Origin of the sequence: Streptomyces sp. NBC_01450, from assembly GCF_036227505.1 — a bacterium.
In the GTDB taxonomy this organism is placed as follows: Bacteria; Actinomycetota; Actinomycetes; order Streptomycetales; family Streptomycetaceae; genus Streptomyces.
Window position 1 is genome coordinate 8,000,952 of the sequence record NZ_CP109480.1, and the last position, 20,069, is coordinate 8,021,020.

A 20,069-nucleotide genomic window follows, 5' to 3' on the forward strand; every position below is an offset into this window, starting at 1 on the left:
GGACAGCGATGGGACGCAGCGGGGGAGCGCACGGTTCCCTGCGGGCGCCGTTCGTGGCCGCCCTTTTCGAGGTCCTTTCGGGCCCTGTCAGTCGCCGTAGTCGGACATCGCGTCCAGCAGGCGGGCGGACGCGGGCGGCACGGTCACCCCGTGGATGCGCGAAGGGGACACGGGAAGGTCGGGACGGGAGATGATCGGGTCCGGTGCCGCCCAGTCCCGGGCCATGGCGCCGTCGCCGCGCAGCGACGCCAGATCGCCTTCGAGGTCGTGCGGAGCGGAGCCGTGGATCTTGCGGTTCGTCATGACGGAACCGTATGCACGCCGAGTGTTACGAAGAAAGACCTACTATCGGGTAGTTTTGACCGCTTCAGAGGGCACGTGTCGACCGGGTAGCGTGAACTGTCAATCCCCTTCCGTCGCAGGAGCGTGTCCTCGCCGTGCGTATCGCAGTCACCGGCTCCATCGCCACTGACCACCTCATGACCTTCCCCGGCCGTTTCGCCGACCAGTTCGTCGCGGACCAGCTGCACACGGTCTCCCTGTCCTTCCTGGTCGACAACCTCGACGTACGCCGGGGTGGCGTCGGCGCGAACATCGCCTTCGGCATGGGACAGCTGGGCACCCGGCCGATCCTGGTCGGGGCCGCGGGCTCCGACTTCGACGAGTACCGGGCGTGGCTGGACCGCCACGGCGTCGACACCAGCTCGGTCCGCATCTCCGAGGTGCTGCACACCGCGCGCTTCGTGTGCACCACGGACTCCGACCACAACCAGATCGGCTCCTTCTACACGGGCGCGATGAGCGAGGCCCGGCTGATCGAGCTCAAGTCGGTCGCGGACCGGGTCGGCGGCCTCGACCTCGTCCTGATCGGCGCCGACGACCCGGAGGCGATGCTCCGCCACACGGAGGAGTGCCGCTCCCGCACGATCCCCTTCGCCGCGGACTTCTCGCAGCAGATCGCCCGTATGAACGGCGACGAGATCCGGATACTGCTGGACGGGGCGACCTACCTCTTCTCCAACGAGTACGAGAAGGGGCTCATCGAGTCCAAGACGGGCTGGAGCGACGAGGAGATCCTGTCGAAGGTCGGTCACCGTGTGACCACCCTCGGCGCACGGGGCGTGCGCATCGAGCGGTCCGGTGAGGACCCGATCGAGGTCGGCTGCCCGGACGAGGAGCGCAAGGCCGACCCGACGGGCGTGGGCGACGCGTTCCGCGCCGGTTTCCTCTCCGGCCTCGCCTGGGGCGTCTCCCTGGAGCGCGCCGCCCAGGTCGGCTGCATGCTCGCCACGCTGGTCATCGAGACGGTCGGCACCCAGGAGTACCAGCTGCGCCGCGCCCACTTCATGGACCGCTTCACCAAGGCGTACGGCGACGACGCGGCCATCGAGGTCCGGGCCCACCTGGCCTGATCAGGACACCCGGCGGACCACATAGGCGAAGCCGTGGTCCGCCGGCTCCTCCCCGACGTACTCCTGGCCCCGCATCTCGCACCACGCCGGGATGTCCAGCCGGGCCGCCTCGTCGTCCGAGAGGACGCGAACCGTGCCGCCCACCGGCACGTCCCCGATGACCTTGGCCAGTTCGATGACCGGGATGGGGCAGCGCTTGCCGAGGGAGTCCACCACCAGCGCGTCGGAGGGGGACGGGGAGGGCGGCGCCGGCGCCGTCGGGGCGCCGAGTCTCTCGCGTACGTCCGAGACCGCGTCCGGCAGTACCGACAGGAACCGGTCGACGTCCTCGGACGGCGTACCCGGTGGCAGCGAGACCCGGACGTTGCCCTCGCTCAGGACACTCATCGCCTTCAGGACATGGCTCGGGGTCAGTGTGCTGCTCGTGCAGGAGGAGCCGGAGGAGACGGAGAAGCCCGCCCGGTCCAGTTCGTGCAGGAGCGTCTCCCCGTCGACGTACAGACAGGAGAAGGTGACGATCCCCGGCAGACGGTGAACCGCGTCCCCGACCACCTCGACGTCCGGGACCAGTTCGGGCACCCGTACGCGGATCCGTTCCGTCAGTTCCCGTAGGCGCGCGGCCTCCGCGGCCGCCTCCGCCCGAACCGCGCGCAGTGACGCCGCCGCGGCCACGACGGCCGGGATGTTCTCGAAGCCCGCCGCCCGGCCCGACTCCCGCTCGTCCACGGGTCCTTGGGGAGCGAACCGCACCCCCTTGCGCACGACGAGCAGTCCGACCCCCGAAGGACCGCCCCATTTGTGGGCACTTGCCGTCAGCAGGGACCAGTCGCCCTCCACCCGGCTCCACGGCAGTGACTGCGCCGCGTCCACCAACAGCGGCACCCCCGCCACCCGGCACGCCTCCGCGACCTCCCGCACCGGCTGCTCCGTGCCCACCTCGTGGTTGGCGGACTGGAGGCAGGCGAGCGCGGTGTCGGGGCGCAGGGCGGCGGCGTAGGAAGAAGGAGAGACCCTGCCCGCGCGGTCGACGGGCACCGTCGTCACCGAGCCGCCCGCCGCCTCGTGGACCTCCGCCGAATGGAGTACCGACGAATGTTCGACCGATGACACGATCAGGTGGCGTCCGACGCGCCGACGGCCCGCCAGGGCGCCCTCGATTCCGGAGTGCACCGCCCGGGTGCCCGACGAGGTGAACGTCAGCTCGTCCGGGCGGCAGCCCACCGCCTCGGCCGCCGCCTCGCGCGCCGCGTCGAGCAGCATGCGGGCCCGCCGCCCTTCCCGGTAGAGCCGTGCGGGATCGGCCCATCCCTCGTCGAGCGAGGCCTGCAGGGCCTGCCGGGCGACGGGGTGGAGAGGAGCAGCGGAAGCAGCATCGAAGTAGACCACCCCCCAACGCTAAAGCCCCGGTCGGCCCAGCGCCGCAAAGGGGCGCGAGGCGGTGACAGCTGCGGCTCCGCCGCGGGGCGCGACAAGCCACAACAAGCCCGCAGCCGCCTTGATGTCTCCCCGTCCCGAGCTCCTGGGCGCCCCAAACCTCCGTCAGAAGTAGCCCGGAGCAGGGCAACCCACCCCCTTCGGCTGACCCAGCGGCGCGTTGGGCACCCTCCCCGCGCGACCCCAAATAGCGTCCAGTAGGGTTTGGTCCGCATAAACATCCAAACCCCTGCCCGACGCAGGGCGGCGACCGACCAGCGAGAAGGCCGCAGCCGACCGCGCGGGCGAGACTCTCGGGAAGGCGCTACGTGAGTCCCAACGGCTCCGACCGCTCGCCGCGGCGCCCGATGCGGCGGAAGCTGCTGCAGGCACTGACTGCGGGCCTGGTCCTGGCGACCGCCACCGGTTGCACATACAAGGACTTCCCCCGCCTTGGTATGCCCACCCCGACCACGGAAGAGGGTCCGCGGATCCTCTCCCTGTGGCAGGGGTCCTGGGCGGCCGCGCTCGCCGTTGGCGTGCTGGTGTGGGGCCTGATCCTGTGGAGTGTGTTCTTCCACCGGCGCAGCCGCACCAAGGTCGAAGTTCCTCCGCAGACCCGGTACAACATGCCCATCGAGGCGCTGTACACGGTAGTCCCGCTCATCATCGTCTCGGTGCTGTTCTACTTCACCGCCCGCGACGAGACGAAGCTCCTCAGCCTCAAGCCGAAGCCGGACGTCACGGTCAACGTGGTCGGCTATCAGTGGAGCTGGGGCTTCAACTACATCGAGGACGTTCCCGGTGTCACCGGCAACGCCAAGATCGACCCGAACCTGGCCGCCATCCCGGACCGGTTCAAGAAGGACTTCCCGGCGAACGCCGGCGGTGTCTACGAGGTCGGTACGCCGGGTGAGCGGAACCCGCAGACGGGCAACCCCGGTCCGACCCTCTGGCTGCCCAAGGGCAAGACGGTCCGCTTCGTCCTCACTTCGCGTGACGTCATCCACTCCTTCTGGGTGGTGCCGTTCCTGATGAAGATGGACGTCATCCCGGGCCACACCAACTCCTTCCAGGTGACCCCCAACAAGGAGGGCACCTTCCTGGGCAAGTGCGCCGAGCTGTGCGGCGTCGACCACTCCCGGATGCTCTTCAACGTGAAGGTCGTCTCCCCCGAGCGCTACGAGGCCCACCTCAAGCAGCTCGCGGCACAGGGACAGACCGGTTACGTCCCGGCCGGCATTGAGCAGACGGGCCACGAGAAGAACCGGGAGACGAACAACCTGTGAGCATCCTCAACGAACCTCAGGGTGCCGGGGCAGCCGAAGACTCGTACGAGAACGAGCTGCCGGTGCGGCGCAAGCAGCCGGGCAACGTCGTGATCAAGTGGCTCACCACCACCGACCACAAGACGATCGGCACGCTTTACCTGGTCACGTCGTTCGCGTTCTTCATCATCGGCGGCGTCATGGCGCTGCTGATGCGTGCCGAACTGGCGCGCCCCGGCACGCAGATCATGTCGAACGAGCAGTTCAACCAGGCGTTCACGATGCACGGCACGATCATGCTGCTGATGTTCGCGACGCCGCTGTTCGCCGGTTTCACGAACTGGATCATGCCGCTGCAGATCGGCGCGCCCGACGTGGCGTTCCCGCGGCTGAACATGTTCGCCTACTGGCTCTACCTGTTCGGCTCGACCATCGCGGTGGGTGGCTTCCTCACCCCGCAGGGCGCGGCCGACTTCGGCTGGTTCGCCTACAGCCCGCTGTCGGACGCGGTCCGCTCGCCGGGTGTCGGCGCCGACATGTGGATCATGGGTCTGGCCTTCTCCGGCTTCGGCACGATCCTCGGTGCGGTCAACTTCATCACCACCATCATCTGCATGCGCGCCCCCGGCATGACGATGTTCCGCATGCCGATCTTCGTGTGGAACGTGCTGCTCACCGCGGTGCTGGTGCTGCTGGCCTTCCCCGTGCTGGCGGCGGCGCTGTTCGCGCTGGAGGCGGACCGAAAATTCGGTGCGCATGTGTTTGACGCCGCCAATGGCGGAGCCTTGCTATGGCAACACCTCTTCTGGTTCTTCGGCCATCCAGAGGTGTACATCATCGCGCTACCGTTCTTCGGCATCATTTCCGAAGTCATCCCGGTGTTCTCCCGCAAGCCGATGTTCGGCTACATGGGCCTGATCGCCGCGACGATCTCGATCGCCGGTCTGTCCGTGACCGTGTGGGCGCACCACATGTACGTCACCGGTGGCGTACTGCTCCCGTTCTTCTCCTTCATGACGTTCCTCATCGCCGTACCGACAGGCGTGAAGTTCTTCAACTGGATCGGAACGATGTGGAAGGGGTCCTTGAGTTTCGAGACCCCGATGCTCTGGGCGGTCGGCTTCCTGATCACCTTCACCTTCGGTGGTCTGACCGGTGTCATCCTGGCCTCGCCGCCGATGGACTTCCACGTCTCGGACTCGTACTTCGTGGTGGCGCACTTCCACTACGTGATCTTCGGTACGGTCGTGTTCGCGATGTTCTCCGGATTCCACTTCTGGTGGCCGAAGTTCACCGGCAAGATGCTCGACGAGCGCCTCGGAAAGATCACCTTCTGGACGCTGTTCGTGGGCTTCCACGGCACGTTCCTGGTGCAGCACTGGCTGGGTGTCGAGGGCATGCCGCGTCGCTACGCGGACTACCTCGCCGCCGACGGCTTCACCGCGCTGAACACGATCTCGACGATCAGCTCGTTCCTGCTCGGCCTGTCGATCCTGCCGTTCTTCTACAACGTGTGGAAGACCGCCAAGTACGGCAAGAAGGTCGAGGTCGACGACCCGTGGGGTTACGGCCGCTCGCTGGAGTGGGCCACGTCCTGCCCGCCGCCGCGCCACAACTTCCTCACGCTGCCGCGGATCCGTTCCGAATCCCCGGCCTTCGACCTGCACCACCCGGAGATCGCCGCTCTCGACCAGCTCGAGAACGCCGGTCACGGTGAGAAGGCCCTCTCCGGTGGCAAGGAGGCCGGCAAGTGAAGGTCCAAGGCAAGATGTTCCTCTGGCTGGCTGCCTTCATCCTCGTCATGGCGATCGTCTATGGCGTGTGGTCGAAGGAGCCGGCCGGCACCACGGCGCTCTTCCTGGCCTTCGGCCTGAGCGTGATGATCGGCTACTACCTGGCCTTCACGGCCCGGCGGGTCGACCAGCTGGCGCAGGACAACGACGAGGCCGATGTCGCGGACGAGGCCGGCGAGGTGGGCTTCTTCAGCCCGCACAGCTGGCAGCCGCTCGCGCTCGGTTTCGGTGGGGCGCTCGCCTTCATGGCCGTCGTCTTCGGCTGGTGGCTGCTGTACTTCGGGTTCCCGATCATCCTGATCGGCCTGTGGGGCTGGGTCTTCGAGTACTACCACGGTGAGAACCGCACCCAGTAGCACGCTCACGGTCCCGTAGCGATCGCTGGACACCCGGGAAGCCCGGATTCTCCTGACGGAGAGTCCGGGCTTCCTCTTTTGCCGTACGCCACATCCCCCGCACGGCTCACTCGCCGCGCCGAGGCTGACGGGTGTTCATAGCGTGAGTCCATGAATCACGCACCGCGAATCCGCACGGTCGTCAGCCGCACCACGCTGGTGGTCGCCCTCGGCGCGGCCGCCGCTGCCTGCGGCGGAAGCGGCCACCCGCTCTCCGCCCGGCCGTACGACGCGGCGGGTCAGCTCTCCTTCACCGACGTGGTCGGCGACAGCCGCAAGGTCGACCCGGACAAGCCCCTGGAAATCACCGCCAAGGGCGACGACGAGCGCATCACCGATGTGACGGCCGTCGACGCGTCGGGGCGCTATGTGGCGGGCGAACTCGCCGCCGACGGCACCCGTTGGCACAGCACCTCACCGCTGGCCGCGGGCGCCCACTACACGGTGCATGTGAGCACGGAGGACGAGGACGGCGCACCCGGCCGGCAGATCGTCGCCTTCGAGACCACCGCGCCCACCACGAACAAGCCCCTCAACGTGACTCTGGGGCCCGCCGCGGGCGAGTACGGCGTCGGTCAGCCCATCACCGCCGAACTCAGCGCCCCGGTCAAGGACAAGGCCGCACGCGCGATCGTCGAGGGCGCCCTGAGGGTCGACTCCGTGCCCGCCGCGGAGGGCGCCTGGCACTGGGTGGACGACAAGACGCTGCACTATCGGCCCAAGGAGTACTGGCCCACCCACGCCACCATCCAGGCCCACAGCAACCTCAAGGGCATCAAGATCGCCGACCGGCTCTGGGGCGGCGACGCGAAGCCCCTGACGCTCACCACCGGGGACCGCTTCGTCGCCGTCACGGACGCCGCCGCGCACTCCATGACGATCTACAAGAACGACCAGGTGATCAATCAGATCCCCGTCACCACCGGCAAGCCGGGCTTCGAGACCCGCAACGGCGTCAAGGTCGTACTGGGCAAGGAGCCCTTCGTACGGATGCGCGGCACCACCGTCGGCATCGCCGAGGGCAGCGCGGACTCCTACGACCTGCCCGTCTACTGGGCGACCCGGGTCACCTGGAGCGGCGAGTATGTGCACGCCGCGCCCTGGTCGGTGGGGGAGCAGGGCTCCGCCAACGTCAGCCACGGCTGCACCGGGATGAGCACCAGCAACGCCGAGTGGTTCTTCAAGAACGTCCGCCAGGGCGACATCGTGAAGGTCCAGAACTCCAACGGCGACGCCATGACCCCGTTCAACAACGGCTTCGGCGACTGGAACGTCGCCTGGAAGGACTGGCGCAACGGCAGCGCCCTGACAGCGGGCGTCCCGGAGGGCCCGAAACTGACGGACCGGGCGAGGCTACGCCCGGAGAGCGTTTGAGAACGACCTGCCCCGCGCCCCGAGAGAGGCGCGGGGCTGTGTCCTTCCGCGGCTCCGAACTCTCAGGCGCCCAGGAGGGCCTTGCGGCGGAGCAGGGAGGCCAACGCGGAGGCGAACTCGACCGGATCCACCGGAAGGGTCACCGCCGCGTCCGCACGGCTCCACGTGGCCAGCCAGGCGTCCTGGGGCCGCCCGATGAGCACCAGCACGGGCGGGCAGTTGAAGATCTCGTCCTTGATCTGCCGGCAGACGCCCATGCCACCCATCGGAACCGCCTCGCCGTCCAGCACGCAGACGTCGATGCCGCCCTTGTCGAGCTCCGTCAGGACGGCGGCGGGCGTGGCGCACTCGATGAACTCGACCTGGGGAACGTCGGGGGCCGGTCTGCGGCCGGTCGCCAGCCGCACCTGCCCCCGGGTGTTGGAGTCGTCGCTGTAGACCAGCACCGTGGCGGTCGGCTGCATTGTTCCTCCACGCATCTAAGAAGCACAGCATTGGTCGGGAACTCCTGGTACCGATGGCGCGGATGCTACTCCCTCAAACACCTCGTCAACACCGGTTCGGACAGGGCTTCGATGGGCCATACGGGCTGGACACACCCCATCAACACCCCGAACGGCACCCCCGGGCGTGAGGGCGGGATAAGCGACCGACATAATGTCGGTCGTGGCGACAGCAACGACAGTAGAAACCGGGCACGCGCACCCGTCGGTCAATCGACCGAACCTCACCAGCGTCGGAACCATCATCTGGCTGAGTTCCGAGCTGATGTTCTTCGCGGCCCTCTTCGCGATGTACTTCACCCTGCGATCGGTGACCGGGCCGGATCACTGGAAAGAGATGGCCGACCATCTCAACATCCCGTTCTCGGCCTCGAACACCACGATCCTGGTGCTCTCCTCCCTGACCTGCCAGCTCGGCGTCTTCGCCGCCGAGCGCGGGGACGTGAAGAAGCTCCGGATGTGGTTCATCGTCACGTTCGTGATGGGTGCGATCTTCATCGGCGGTCAGATCTTCGAGTACACCAATCTGGTCAGGGAGGACGGGATCTCGCTCTCCTCCGACCCGTACGGCTCGGTGTTCTACCTGACCACCGGCTTCCACGGCCTGCACGTGACGGGTGGCCTCATCGCCTTCCTGTTCGTCCTCGGCCGCACCTACGCGGCCAAGAGGTTCACTCACGAGCAGGCGACCGCCGCCATCGTCGTGTCCTACTACTGGCACTTCGTCGATGTCGTCTGGATCGGCCTCTTCGCCACGATCTACTTGATCAAGTAACCGGGCGGCGTCCGCGGCGAACCGATCGCACGCGACGAACCGATCCATTTCCAGAAGCATCGACGCAGAAGATCCTGACACCGGGGTAATCCGTGAAAAAGCTCTCCGCACGACGACGCCATCCGCTGGCGGCGGTCGTCGTCCTACTCCTCGCGCTGGCGGCCACCGGGGGGCTGTACGCCGCGTTCGCACCCGCGAGCAAGGCGCAGGCCGATACGACCGCCCAGTCCCTTGCCATTGACGAGGGCAAGAAGCTCTACGCCGTGGGCTGCGCCAGCTGCCACGGAACCGGCGGTCAGGGGTCCTCCGACGGTCCGAGCCTGGTGGGCGTGGGCGCCGCGGCGGTCGACTTCCAGGTCGGCACCGGCCGTATGCCGGCCCAGCAGCCGGGCGCTCAGATCCCGAAGAAGAAGGTCATCTACTCGCAGGCCGAGATCGACCAGCTCGCGGCGTACATCGCCTCGCTGGGCGCTGGTCCCACGGTGCCTACGAAGAGCCAGGTCAGCCCCGAGGGCGCGGACATCGCCAAGGGCGGTGAGCTCTTCCGTACCAACTGCGCGCAGTGTCACAACTTCACCGGCAAGGGTGGCGCGCTGACGCACGGCAAGTTCGCGCCGAGCCTTGAGGGTGTCGACCCCAAGCACATCTACGAGGCCATGCAGACCGGCCCGCAGAACATGCCGTCCTTCCCCGACACCACGCTGTCGGAGAAGAACAAGAAGGACATCATCGCGTACCTCAACGCGGTCAACGGTGACGACACCGAGAGCCCCGGCGGCCTGGATCTGGGCGGCCTCGGGCCGGTCAGTGAAGGCCTCTTCGGCTGGATCTTCGGTCTTGGCGCCCTGGTCGCCGTCGCCGTCTGGGTCGCCGCTCGGACCGCAAAGGCCAAGAAGTCATGAGTAGCAAAGAGATTCCAGAAGAGAACCTGCCCGCTGAGCAGGTCGACGAGCACGGTCACAGCGCGGTAGCCGTCGCGGACGAGACCAACCCGTTCGCGGACCCGGGCCTGCCGCCCCACGAGCACCGCATCCAGGACATCGACGAGCGGGCCGCCAAGCGGTCCGAGCGCGTCGTCGCCATGCTGTTCACGTTGTCGATGCTGGCCACTGTCGGCTTCATCGCCTCGTACGTGGCGATCCCGCCGGACAAGTCGATCTTCGTGTTCCCCCTCGGCCACATCAGCGCGCTGAACTTCGCGCTGGGGATGACCCTCGGTGTGGCGCTGTTCTCGATCGGCGCGGGAGCGGTCCACTGGGCCCGCACCCTGATGTCCGACGTGGAGATCGCCGACCAGCGTCACCCGATCGAGGCGGAGCCCGAGGTCAAGGCCAAGGTCATGGCCGACTTCAAGGAGGGCGCCAAGGAGTCCGCGCTCGGCCGCCGCAAGCTGATCCGCAACACGATGTTCGGCGCGCTGGCCCTGTTCCCGCTCTCCGGCGTCATGCTGCTGCGCGACCTGGGCCCGCTGCCCGGCACCAAGCTGCGCCACACGCTCTGGTCCAAGGGCAAGCTGCTCGTCAACATGAACACGAACGAGCCGCTGCGCGCCTCCGACGTCGCCGTCGGCTCGCTCACCTTCGCCAAGCCCGAGGGCCTGGAGGAGCACGACGAGGACTTCCAGCTCCAGATCGCCAAGGCGGCCCTGATGATCGTCCGGCTCCAGCCGGAGAACATCAAGGACAAGCGCGAGCTCGCCTGGTCACACGAGGGCATCGTGGCGTACTCGAAGATCTGCACCCACGTCGGTTGCCCGATCTCCCTGTACGAGCAGCAGACGCACCACGTGCTCTGCCCCTGCCACCAGTCCACCTTCGACCTCTCCGACGGTGCCCGAGTGATCTTCGGCCCGGCCGGTCACGCCCTGCCGCAGCTGCGCATCGGTGTGAACGAACAGGGTTACCTCGAAGCGCTCGGCGACTTCGAAGAGCCCGTCGGTCCTGCCTTCTGGGAGCGCGGATGAGCACTACCACCACTTCCGACTCGGGCTCCTCGCGCGAGAAGGCCCCGGCCGGCGAGAGGGTCGCCGACTGGGCCGACGGACGGCTCGGGATCTACTCCCTTGCCAAGTCCAACATGCGCAAGATCTTCCCCGACCACTGGTCGTTCATGTTGGGTGAGGTCTGCCTCTACAGCTTCATCATCATCATCCTCACGGGTGTGTACCTGACGCTGTTCTTCCACCCGTCGATGAACGAGGTCACGTACCACGGCAGCTACGTCCCGCTGCAGGGACAGCTGATGTCCGAGGCGTTCAACTCGACGATGCACATCTCGTTCGAGGTGCGCGGTGGTCTGCTGGTCCGGCAGATCCACCACTGGGCCGCGCTGATCTTCCTCGCCGGCATGTTCGTGCACATGATGCGCGTGTTCTTCACGGGTGCGTTCCGCAAGCCGCGTGAGGTCAACTGGCTGTTCGGCTTCCTGCTGTTCGTCCTGGGCATGTTCACCGGCTTCACCGGTTACTCGCTCCCGGACGACCTGCTCTCCGGCACCGGTGTCCGCTTCATGGAGGGCGCGGTCCTGTCCGTGCCGATCGTGGGCACGTACCTGTCGTTCTTCCTCTTCGGCGGACAGTTCCCGGGCGGCGACTTCGTCGCGCGGTTCTACTCGGTCCACATCCTGCTGCTGCCGGGCATCATGCTCGGCCTGCTGGTAGCCCACCTGATCCTGGTCTTCTACCACAAGCACACGCAGTTCGCGGGCCCCGGAAAGACGAACAACAACGTCGTCGGCATGCCGCTGCTGCCGGTCTACACGGCCAAGGCCGGAGGCTTCTTCTTCCTGGTCTTCGGTGTCATCGCGGCCATCTCGGCGATCGCCTCGATCAACCCGATCTGGACCATGGGCCCCTACCGTCCGGACATGGTGTCCACGGGCGCGCAGCCCGACTGGTACATGGGCTTCTCCGAGGGCCTGATCCGTGTCATGCCGGGCTGGGAGATCAACCTCTGGGGTCACACACTCGTCCTGGGCGTGTTCCTCCCGCTGGTGATCTTCCCGCTGGTCCTGGTCGCGATCGCGGTCTACCCGTTCATCGAGTCCTGGGTCACCGGCGACAAGCGCGAGCACCACATCCTGGACCGCCCGCGCAACGTCCCGACCCGGACCGCGTTCGGCGCCGCCTGGATCAGCTGGTACTTCGTGCTGCTCGTCGGTGGTGGCAACGACATCTGGGCCACGCACTTCCACCTGTCGATCAACTCGATCACCTGGTTCGTGCGCGTCAGCTTCTTCATCGTGCCGTTCATCGTGTTCGTCATCACCAAGCGGATCTGCCTCGGCCTCCAGCGCCGCGACAAGGACAAGGTGCTGCACGGCCGCGAGTCGGGCATCATCAAGCGCCTGCCGCACGGTGAGTTCATCGAGGTGCACGAGCCGCTCAGCCAGGAGGCCCTGCACACGCTCACCGCGCACGAGCAGTACAAGCCCGCCGAGATCGGCCCGACGGTCGACGAGAACGGTGTCGAGCGCAGGGTGAAGGGCACGGAGAGGCTCCGCTCCAAGCTCAGCGAGGGCTTCTACGGGGAGGAAAGCCAGATCCCCAAGCCCACGGTCGAGGAGTTCAAGGAGATCACGAGCGGCCACGGCCACCACTGATCTTCCGACCGGTTGACCGGTCCTTACTGATCGCCACGGCGAGAGCCTCCGTCCATTGCCTGGACGGGGGCTCTTTGCCGTCTCCGGGCCTGGATAGGGTGTTCCCATCTACACGGAGTCCCTTTCCGGGACGGACCCAGGAGCGGCTTATGAGCGCTGTGAACCCCGCTGGAGGCAACACCGCGGCGGGCCGTTCCTGGCCCATGGTGCTGAACGGCCTGCTCGAGGGCCGCGACCAGAGCGCGGACGACACCGCCTGGGCGATGGACCGCATCATGAGCGGCGAGGCGACGGACGCGCAGATCGCCGGGTTCGCGGTGGCGCTGCGGGCCAAGGGCGAGACGGTCGAGGAGATCTCCGGTCTCGTCCGGACGATGTACGAGCACGCCAATGTGATCGAGGTGCCGGGGGACACCGTCGACATCGTCGGCACGGGAGGTGACGGCGCGAAGACGGTGAACATCTCCACGATGTCGTCGATCGTCGTGGCCGGTACCGGTGCCAAGGTCGTCAAGCACGGCAACCGGGCCGCGTCCTCGGCGTCCGGCGCCTCGGACGTCCTGGAGAAGCTCGGCGTCAATCTGGACCTGACGACGAAGCGGGTGGCCGAGGTCGCGGAGGAGGCCGGGATCACCTTCTGCTTCGCGGTGAAGTTCCACCCGGCGCTGCGTCATGTCGCTGCGGCGCGGGGGCAGTTGGGGATCCGGACCACGTTCAACGTGCTGGGTCCGCTGACGAACCCGGCACGGGTGAGGGCACAGGCCGTCGGAGTCGCGGACCTGCGCATGGCGCCGATCGTGGCGGGCGTGTTCGCCGAGCGCGGCAACTCCTCGCTCGTCTTCCGCGGCGACGACGGCCTGGACGAGCTGACCACCACCGCGACGTCCCGGGTCTGGATCGTCCGCGACGGCAAGGTCACCGAGGAGCGCTTCGACCCGCGTGACGTCGGCCTCGAGCTCGTCCCGGTGGAGGCCCTGCGTGGCGCCGACGCGTCCTACAACGCGGACATCGCCCGGCGGCTGCTCAACGGCGAGACGGGGCCCGTACGGGACGCCGTGCTCCTGAACTCCGCGGCGGCCCTCGTCGCCCTGTCCCCGACCGACGCACCGCTCGCGGACCAGCTCCGCGCCGGGATGGCGAAGGCGGCGGAGGCGATCGACTCGGGGGCGGCGAAACGAACGCTGGAACGCTGGGTGGCCGCCAGCCAGGCGTAGGCGTCCGACGGAGCCCCGGTTCTCCGTCCACGGGCCGGTGGGGCTTGCTCGCGCCGTTCCCCGCGCCCCTGAGGCGGGGCTGCGCCCCCATTTCCCCGTCCCTTCAGGGGCGCGGGGAACTGCGCGATCTTTTGGGGGTCTGGGGGCGGAGCCCCCAGGTAGGGATGGGACGGGTAGGGGCGGCGGGGGCGAGGAACGTGGGTGGCGTCCCCACGACCCGGCGTCCCGGTATACGGACGCCGGGTTGCGGGCGAAAGATCGTATGGCAGGATGCGGTATCAGGTCATGAGCGACAGCCATCAGGCCCCGGCCGGCTGTCCGGCAACCCTCCGTCCGTGGCGGGGTGCCCCGGGTGAAGACCAGGCCGTAGGCAGCGAGGTCTACGGCAAGCGCGGACCCCTCGAGAATCCCAGGGGTCCTGGTCGTTCGAGGGAGCCTTCTGTGAGCAAGCGAATGCGATAGGGCGTAGAGCCCCGCTTCCGCGTACCCCTTTTGCCTTTCCTCCCTGCGCCGAGCCGCGCGGGTGCACAGCGATACCCCCGTGCACCCGGCCCGCGCAGCGATTCCGCCTGCCTCTCACAGGAGCCTCGCCATGTCTGTCTCCACCGCTGCCGCCGACCAGACCTTTTGTGCCCCGCTGCCCGTTCTGGGCCGGGATGTCACCGTCCCGCTCGTGACCGGCGGCGAGGTCACCTACGCCGCGCTCGACTACGCCGCCAGCGCCCCCGCCCTGCAGCGCGTGTGGGACGACGTCGCCGCGTACGCCCCGTACTACGGCAGCGTGCACCGCGGCGCCGGGTACCTCTCCCAGTTGTCCACCGACCTCTTCGAGAACGCCCGCAGGACCGTCGCGGAGTTCCTCGACTGCCGAGGCGACGACCAGGTCGTCTTCACCCGCTCCACCACCGACTCCCTCAACCTGCTCGCCGCCACCCTCCCGGCCGACTGCCAGGTGTTCGTCTTCGAGACGGAACACCACGCCTCCCTGCTGCCGTGGAAGGACGCCCGGGTCACCTACCTCGACGCGCCCCGCACGCCCCAGCAGGCCGTCACGGCCCTCGAGCGGGCCCTCGCCGACCGCGACCCCTACGGCCCGGCCCTCGTCTGCGTCACCGGCGCCTCGAACGTCACCGGCGAGCTGTGGCCGGTGCGTGAGCTCGCCGCCGCCGCGCACGCGCACGGCGCCCGTATCGTCCTGGACGCCGCGCAGCTCGCCCCGCACCACCCGGTGTCGGTCCGGGACCTCGACGTCGACTGGGTCGCCTTCTCCGGGCACAAGCTGTACGCGCCGTTCGGCTCCGGCGTGCTCGCGGGCCGCGCCGACTGGCTGCGCGAGGCCGAGCCGTACCTCGCGGGCGGCGGCGCCAGCCGCAAGGTCACGCGGCGGACGAATGGGGGAGTCGACGTGGAGTGGCACGAGAGCGCCGCCCGCCACGAGGCCGGCTCCCCGAACGTCATCGGCGCCTACTCCATCGCCTCCGCCTGCAAGGCGCTCACCGAGGCCGGCTTCGACACCCTGGTCGCCCGCGAGCGGTACCTGATCGAGAAGGTCCGCGAGGGTCTCGCCGAGGTCCCCGAGGTCCGTGTCCTCTCCCTCTTCGGCGACGACGCCCCCCGGGTCGGTGTCATCTCGTTCGTCGTCGAGGGGTGGAACAGCTCGCACTTCGCGGCCGCGCTGTCCGCCGAGTACGGGATCGGGGTGCGGGACGGTCTCTTCTGTGCCCACCCGCTGGTGCGGACGCTGCTCGGCAGTGATCCGCAGACGCAGGGGGAGTGCGGGGCGCCCGAGGCGGCGCCGGGGGAGAAGTCCCTGAACGCGATCCGTGTCAGCTTCGGGGCCGGTACGCCCGACGAGCACGTGGAGCGGTTCGTCCGGGCCGTGAAGGAACTGGTGCGGGACGGGGCGAAGTGGAACTACCGCACGGAGGAAGGCCGCTGCGTTCCGGCGGTCTGAGGTTGGCTCGGGGTGCGTGGGAGTGCGTGGGGGCTCCGCCCCCACATCCCCCGAAGGACCGCGCGGCCGTGCCTAGCTGTCGAGGCCGATGGCGAACGCCGCCTCCAGGTCGTGCTGGGAGTACGTGCGGAAGGCGACATGGGTGTCGGTCCCCTCGACGCCGGGGATTTTGCTGATCTTGCCGGGGATGACGTCCGCCAGGTCGTCGTGGGCCTTCACCCGGACCATGGCGATCAAGTCGTACGTACCGGTGACGGAGAAGACCTCGCTGACACTGTCCAGCGCGGCGATCGACTCGGCGATCTCGGGGATCCGGTCCACGCTGGTCTTGATGAGCACGATCGCGGTGATCACGGCTGGTTTTCTCCCTCGGGGGCTGCTGCTGGGGTTTTCACTCTAGTCGGCCGCCCGAACCGCACCCACGCGTAGACGAACCCCAGCGAGAAGCCCACCAGGTGGGCCAGATAGGCGACCCCGGGGCCCGAGGGGCTGCGGCCCGCCGCCAGCCATTGCAGGGTCACCCAGAAGGGCAGCACGACCCAGGCGGGGAAGCGCAGCGGCAGGAAGAAGAGGAAGGGGAAGAGACTGGTCACCCGGGCCTTGGGGAACAGGTACAGGAACGCTCCGAGGACCGCGGAGATCGCCCCCGAGGCGCCGACCAGGGTCTGCTCGGAGCCGGAGTTGGCGATCGCGTAACCCAGCAGGGCGAGGTATCCGCAGACCACGTAGAAGACGGCGAACTGGACGTGGCCCATGCGTTCCTCGGTCATCGCTCCGAAGACGTAGAAGAAGAGCATGTTGCCCAGGAGGTGCAGCCAGCTGCCGTGGATGAACAGGGCCGTGGCCGGGGTGAGCCAGGCGCTCGGGATCCCGTCGAAGAGCTCGACGGGGATCACGCCCCAGCGCCGGAAGTAGGTCCGCTGGGCGACCACCAGCGCGTCCCCGGTGCCGAACGACGGATTGAGTCCCGAGGCGGGGCCGATCAGGAAGATCAGGCAGCACACGAAGATCAGTCCGTACGTCACCGGCGCGGACTGGCCGCGCATCGTCCTGCCGACCGCGGTACCCCAGGTACTGATCATGGAACAGAGCATGACGTAACCGGACCGATGTACACAGAGTGCCTCGCCGCTGTGGACGGCCGAGCGTCGAGTACCCGCCAGGCCGTAGGGTAACGAGCCACACGCACCAGAGACTGGCGCTGGACGGACACTAGAAGGAAAGCGACTGCCACATGACGGTTCCCCTCCCGACCGCCGAGACTCGCTGGCGCTGCACACTCTGCGGCAACCTCACGCGATTCGACGTGACCCGCTCGTCCAAGGTCGTCGAGTATGTGCACCTCGACCTGGCCGGTGAGCCGAACGTCGAGGAGCGCAAGGTGGTCAGTGAGACCATCGAGTCGGTGCGCTGCCGGTGGTGCAACGCGGTGGATCAGGTGGAACTGGTGGACAGGCCGGGCGCCGGCTCCTGAGGGAGCGGGCTCCGCACAGACATTGGGGTGACGGATGGTGGAGACCACAGGCGGGGAGCCGGACGACGGCGCCGCTGAGGTGCTCGACCGTCCGCTGCCCGACGGCGTGCGCCGACGGGTCGTGCAGATCGTGTCGGACGGGTTCGGCGGTTTGACCGTCGCGGAATTGCCCGCCCAATTGCGGCAGTATGCGCGGTTCGCTCCCAACCGGCGGGCGAAGTTCGCAGGCAACGCCATGGCCGCCGCGCTGGAGACCGACCCGCTGTTCCGTCAGCGTATCGCCGAGAAGCTCAGAGAGGCGCAGCCGGAGCTCACCGGCGCCCTCGACTCGGGCGCGCCGCCGCCGGCCGCGGATCCCCTGGACGTGGCGGCCGCGGCCTATGTGCTGCGCCCCACGGGCTGGGTGAAGCTGGTGACCGCCGCGGGCGAGGAGGCCCTGCGGGCCGACGCCGAGCGCGCCGACGACGAGAGCCGGGCGGAGCTGGAGCGGCTGCGCGAGGAGCTCGCGCACGCGCGCGGGCAGACCAAGGCCGAAACCGAGCGGTTGCGCACGGAGTTGGAGTCCGCGAAGAAGGAAGCGGAATCGCTTCACCGCAAGCTGCGCGGAGCCCTCAGCGACGTCAAGCGGGGCGAGGCCGCGCTGCGCAAGCTGCAGGGCGAGATGGACACGGCGCGGGCGGAGGGGCAGGCCCAGGTGTCCGCCGCCGAGAGCGAGACCCGGCGGCTCAAGGCGCGGCTCTCGGAGGCCGAGGCGGCCCTGGAGGCCACCCGCAAGGCGGCGCGCGAGGGGCGCAGCGTCGAGGACATGCGCGTACGGCTGTTGCTCGACACCGTGCTGGACGCGGCGCAGGGGCTGCGCCGTGAGCTCGCGCTGCCGCCCGTGTCCGTACGGCCCGCGGAGACCGTGGACGCGGTCGAACCGGGGCGCATGACGCCCAAGGACATCGCCGCACGCGCCCTGTCCGAGAACGATCCCGCGATCCTCGACCAGCTGCTCGCGCTGCCGCAGGCGCATCTGGTGGTCGACGGCTACAACGTCACCAAGACCGGCTATCCGCAGATGCCGCTCGAGAAGCAGCGACTCAGACTCCTGGGGCAGCTGTCGCAGCTCGCGGCGCAGAGCGGGGCCGAGGTGACGTGTGTCTTCGACGGGGCCGAGCTGGCGGCGCCCGTGCTGCTGGCACCGCCGCGCGGGGTGCGGGTGCTGTTCTCCAAAGCGGGTGTCACGGCGGACGAGTTGATCCGCCAGCTGGTGCGCGCCGAGCCGCCCGGGCGGCCCGTCATCGTCGTCTCCACCGACCGTGAGGTGGCCGACGGGATCGCCAAGGCGGGGGCCCGTCCGGTGGCCTCCGTGGTGCTTCTCAAGCGCTTTTCGCGCGGCTGAACCAGCGGCGAACCGGCGACTGAACCGACGGTCGGCGATCTGCGCCGTGTGTCCCAATAAGCCCGTACGCACCATGTGCAACATCCAGGCGTTGTGCCCGAATTGGCGAAACCTTCACGCAACGTAGCGTCAGCCCCGCATCACTGCATGTGAGTTGAGTGCAAAGAATGCGCTGGGGGACAAAGAATTTTCAGGTTTGGATTTGAACTGATCACAGGAAGGTCACTAGGGTCTGGGCTCGAACCTCCACTCGGGTGATCACTCATTGGGAGTGACGGTGGGGGGACACCGCCCGTCGGCGTCTCGGCAGGCGGCTGAAGGAAGAAGGAGCTCGCCTTCGTGGCGTCCCACCGTCGACCCAAGCAGCCGAGCCGCACCCGTGTGACCGTGCTCACCACCGCCGCAGCCGCTGCCGTTGTCCTCAGCGCCAACGCCGCCAACGCCGCGCCCAGCGAGAAGCTGAACAAGGACGAGGTCAAGAGCAAGGTCGACAAGCTTTACGAGGAGACCGAGCAGGCCACCGAGAAGCTCGACGGGGCCAAGGAGAAGCAGGACAAGCTGGAGAAGGAAATCAGCACCCTGCAGGACAACGTGGCCCGCGGCCAGGACGAGCTCAACGCCCTGCGCGACGGCCTCGGCACGATGGCCAGTGCCCAGTACCGCACCGGCGGCATCGACCCCTCCGTGGCGCTCTTCCTCTCCTCGAACCCGGACGACTACCTCGACAAGGCGTCCGCGATGGACCAGCTGAGCAGTCAGCAGGTCGAGGCGCTGAAGAAGGTCCAGGAGAAGCAGCGTTCGCTCGCCCAGCAGCGGCAGGAAGCCTCCGCGAAGCTCAAGGACCTCTCCGACACCCGCGCGGAGCTGGCCAAGCAGAAGAAGACGGTCCAGACCAAGCTCGCCGCGGCGCAGAAGCTCCTCAACTCCCTGACCGCCAAGGAGAAGGCGGCTCTCGACGCGGAGCAGAACCGTGCCACCCGCGCCAGCGAGCGCACGGTCCTCGACGGCAACACGCCGACTGGTTCCGGCCGGGCCGGCGCCGCGTTCTCCGCGGGCCAGACCAAGATCGGTACGCCGTACGTCTACGGTGCCACCGGCCCCAGCTCCTTCGACTGCTCGGGCTTCACCTCCTGGGCGTACGCCCAGGCCGGTGTCTCCATACCGCGTACCTCGGAGGCGCAGGCGAACTACGGCACCCGGATCTACTCGCAGAGCGATCTGCAGGTCGGCGACCTGGTCTTCTTCTTCGGCGACCTGCACCACGTCGGTCTCTACGCGGGCAACGGCCAGGTGCTGCACGCCCCGCGCACCGGAACGGTCGTGCGCTACGAGTCGATGAGCACCATCGGCGGAGCGTTCCAGTTCGGCGTCCGGGTCTGATCCACCGAACACTTGCCCGCAGCTGCATCCTTCGGGGTGGAGGTGCGGGCTTTTCGCTTCGAGTGGCCCGGAGAGGCGCGGAACCAGGGTTAGAGTCGCTGCGTCCTGCGGCGGAGTCGTGGGACCTACC

Annotated in this window: 19 protein-coding genes and 1 riboswitch; of the genes, 14 read left to right on the forward strand and 5 right to left on the reverse strand. The window is 68.2% G+C overall.

Going from position 1 to position 20,069, the window contains the following annotated elements; all coding sequences use genetic code 11:
* Positions 1 to 87 precede the first annotated feature (87 nt).
* On the reverse strand, positions 88 to 303 hold the full coding sequence (locus OG568_RS35530; protein WP_266414707.1) for a hypothetical protein: 216 nt from the start codon (positions 301 to 303) through the stop codon (positions 88 to 90).
* Between the two features lie 134 nt (positions 304 to 437).
* On the opposite strand from OG568_RS35530, the gene OG568_RS35535 reads away from it, so the two are divergent.
* Positions 438 to 1,412, forward strand: a complete 975-nt coding sequence (locus OG568_RS35535) for a carbohydrate kinase family protein (RefSeq protein WP_329534517.1) — start codon at positions 438 to 440, stop codon at positions 1,410 to 1,412.
* Here OG568_RS35535 and OG568_RS35540 read toward each other — a convergent pair whose 3' ends face one another.
* Positions 1,413 to 2,798 (reverse strand): cysteine desulfurase/sulfurtransferase TusA family protein, encoded by a 1,386-nt coding sequence (locus OG568_RS35540; RefSeq protein ID WP_329534518.1) that lies wholly within the window; start codon positions 2,796 to 2,798, stop codon positions 1,413 to 1,415. It lies immediately after the preceding gene.
* A gap of 356 nt (positions 2,799 to 3,154) precedes the next feature.
* Here OG568_RS35540 and ctaC point away from each other — a divergent pair, with 356 nt between their 5' ends.
* From ctaC to OG568_RS35560, 4 genes are all read left to right on the forward strand, one after another.
* Positions 3,155 to 4,114 carry an aa3-type cytochrome oxidase subunit II gene (gene ctaC / locus OG568_RS35545; protein ID WP_266414714.1) on the forward strand — a complete coding sequence of 320 codons (960 nt, stop codon included), beginning with the start codon at positions 3,155 to 3,157 and terminating at the stop codon, positions 4,112 to 4,114.
* A complete protein-coding gene (gene ctaD, locus OG568_RS35550) occupies positions 4,111 to 5,847 on the forward strand; it encodes an aa3-type cytochrome oxidase subunit I (protein WP_266414717.1) in 1,737 nt (578 codons plus the stop codon). The genes ctaC and ctaD overlap by 4 nt, the downstream gene beginning before the upstream one ends.
* The gene (locus OG568_RS35555) at positions 5,844 to 6,242 is read left to right on the forward strand and encodes a cytochrome c oxidase subunit 4 (protein ID WP_266414719.1); all 399 of its coding nucleotides are present in this window, start codon (positions 5,844 to 5,846) and stop codon (positions 6,240 to 6,242) included. Before ctaD ends, OG568_RS35555 begins: the two co-directional genes overlap by 4 nt.
* A gap of 150 nt (positions 6,243 to 6,392) precedes the next feature.
* The gene (locus OG568_RS35560) at positions 6,393 to 7,655 is read left to right on the forward strand and encodes a L,D-transpeptidase (protein ID WP_329534519.1); all 1,263 of its coding nucleotides are present in this window, start codon (positions 6,393 to 6,395) and stop codon (positions 7,653 to 7,655) included.
* 62 nt (positions 7,656 to 7,717) lie between these two features.
* Here OG568_RS35560 and OG568_RS35565 read toward each other — a convergent pair whose 3' ends face one another.
* Positions 7,718 to 8,119, reverse strand: coding sequence for a response regulator transcription factor (locus OG568_RS35565; protein WP_075026437.1), 402 nt, complete (start codon positions 8,117 to 8,119; stop codon positions 7,718 to 7,720).
* A gap of 193 nt (positions 8,120 to 8,312) precedes the next feature.
* Here OG568_RS35565 and ctaE point away from each other — a divergent pair, with 193 nt between their 5' ends.
* From ctaE to OG568_RS35595, 6 genes are all read left to right on the forward strand, one after another.
* Positions 8,313 to 8,933: an aa3-type cytochrome oxidase subunit III gene (ctaE, locus tag OG568_RS35570; RefSeq protein WP_329534520.1), complete on the forward strand. Its 621-nt coding sequence runs from the start codon at positions 8,313 to 8,315 to the stop codon at positions 8,931 to 8,933.
* 92 nt (positions 8,934 to 9,025) lie between these two features.
* Positions 9,026 to 9,835, forward strand: coding sequence for a cytochrome bc1 complex diheme cytochrome c subunit (qcrC, locus tag OG568_RS35575; protein ID WP_266414729.1), 810 nt, complete (start codon positions 9,026 to 9,028; stop codon positions 9,833 to 9,835).
* A complete protein-coding gene (qcrA, locus tag OG568_RS35580) occupies positions 9,832 to 10,896 on the forward strand; it encodes a cytochrome bc1 complex Rieske iron-sulfur subunit (RefSeq protein ID WP_329534521.1) in 1,065 nt (354 codons plus the stop codon). Before qcrC ends, qcrA begins: the two co-directional genes overlap by 4 nt.
* Positions 10,893 to 12,533 carry a cytochrome bc1 complex cytochrome b subunit gene (qcrB, locus tag OG568_RS35585; protein ID WP_329534522.1) on the forward strand — a complete coding sequence of 547 codons (1,641 nt, stop codon included), beginning with the start codon at positions 10,893 to 10,895 and terminating at the stop codon, positions 12,531 to 12,533. The genes qcrA and qcrB overlap by 4 nt, the downstream gene beginning before the upstream one ends.
* Positions 12,534 to 12,682: 149 nt before the next feature.
* Positions 12,683 to 13,747: an anthranilate phosphoribosyltransferase gene (trpD, locus tag OG568_RS35590; RefSeq protein ID WP_266414733.1), complete on the forward strand. Its 1,065-nt coding sequence runs from the start codon at positions 12,683 to 12,685 to the stop codon at positions 13,745 to 13,747.
* Positions 13,748 to 14,028: 281 nt separating this feature from the next.
* A riboswitch (SAM riboswitch) is annotated at positions 14,029 to 14,145 on the forward strand.
* Between the two features lie 194 nt (positions 14,146 to 14,339).
* On the forward strand, positions 14,340 to 15,701 hold the full coding sequence (locus OG568_RS35595; RefSeq protein WP_329534523.1) for an aminotransferase class V-fold PLP-dependent enzyme: 1,362 nt from the start codon (positions 14,340 to 14,342) through the stop codon (positions 15,699 to 15,701).
* 72 nt (positions 15,702 to 15,773) lie between these two features.
* On the opposite strand, the gene OG568_RS35600 is transcribed toward OG568_RS35595, so the two are convergent.
* Positions 15,774 to 16,055 carry an Lrp/AsnC family transcriptional regulator gene (locus OG568_RS35600; protein ID WP_054231546.1) on the reverse strand — a complete coding sequence of 94 codons (282 nt, stop codon included), beginning with the start codon at positions 16,053 to 16,055 and terminating at the stop codon, positions 15,774 to 15,776.
* A complete protein-coding gene (locus OG568_RS35605) occupies positions 16,052 to 16,783 on the reverse strand; it encodes a rhomboid family intramembrane serine protease (protein WP_266414740.1) in 732 nt (243 codons plus the stop codon). Before OG568_RS35605 ends, OG568_RS35600 begins: the two co-directional genes overlap by 4 nt.
* 152 nt (positions 16,784 to 16,935) lie before the next feature.
* Between OG568_RS35605 and OG568_RS35610 the strand changes: the two genes are divergently transcribed.
* The 3 genes from OG568_RS35610 to OG568_RS35620 all read left to right on the forward strand — a co-directional run bounded on the left by OG568_RS35610 (position 16,936) and on the right by OG568_RS35620 (position 19,939).
* Complete coding sequence (locus OG568_RS35610; RefSeq protein ID WP_054231545.1) at positions 16,936 to 17,175, forward strand: hypothetical protein; 240 nt, start codon at positions 16,936 to 16,938, stop codon at positions 17,173 to 17,175.
* Positions 17,176 to 17,209: 34 nt separating this feature from the next.
* On the forward strand, positions 17,210 to 18,559 hold the full coding sequence (locus tag OG568_RS35615; protein WP_266582103.1) for an NYN domain-containing protein: 1,350 nt from the start codon (positions 17,210 to 17,212) through the stop codon (positions 18,557 to 18,559).
* A gap of 339 nt (positions 18,560 to 18,898) precedes the next feature.
* On the forward strand, positions 18,899 to 19,939 hold the full coding sequence (locus tag OG568_RS35620) for a C40 family peptidase (protein WP_266414752.1): 1,041 nt from the start codon (positions 18,899 to 18,901) through the stop codon (positions 19,937 to 19,939).
* Positions 19,940 to 20,069 lie beyond the last annotated feature (130 nt).

Coding starts and splice junctions, on each gene's coding strand:
- OG568_RS35530 (WP_266414707.1), bottom strand. CDS start 303: ATGACGAACCGCAAGATCCACGGCTCCGCTCCGCACGACCTCGAAGGC.
- OG568_RS35560 (WP_329534519.1), top strand. CDS start 6,393: ATGAATCACGCACCGCGAATCCGCACGGTCGTCAGCCGCACCACGCTG.
- OG568_RS35565 (WP_075026437.1), bottom strand. CDS start 8,119: ATGCAGCCGACCGCCACGGTGCTGGTCTACAGCGACGACTCCAACACC.
- ctaE (WP_329534520.1), top strand. CDS start 8,313: ATGTCGGTCGTGGCGACAGCAACGACAGTAGAAACCGGGCACGCGCAC.
- qcrA (WP_329534521.1), top strand. CDS start 9,832: ATGAGTAGCAAAGAGATTCCAGAAGAGAACCTGCCCGCTGAGCAGGTC.
- qcrB (WP_329534522.1), top strand. CDS start 10,893: ATGAGCACTACCACCACTTCCGACTCGGGCTCCTCGCGCGAGAAGGCC.
- trpD (WP_266414733.1), top strand. CDS start 12,683: ATGAGCGCTGTGAACCCCGCTGGAGGCAACACCGCGGCGGGCCGTTCC.
- OG568_RS35595 (WP_329534523.1), top strand. CDS start 14,340: ATGTCTGTCTCCACCGCTGCCGCCGACCAGACCTTTTGTGCCCCGCTG.
- OG568_RS35605 (WP_266414740.1), bottom strand. CDS start 16,783: ATGATCAGTACCTGGGGTACCGCGGTCGGCAGGACGATGCGCGGCCAG.
- OG568_RS35610 (WP_054231545.1), top strand. CDS start 16,936: ATGACGGTTCCCCTCCCGACCGCCGAGACTCGCTGGCGCTGCACACTC.
- OG568_RS35615 (WP_266582103.1), top strand. CDS start 17,210: ATGGTGGAGACCACAGGCGGGGAGCCGGACGACGGCGCCGCTGAGGTG.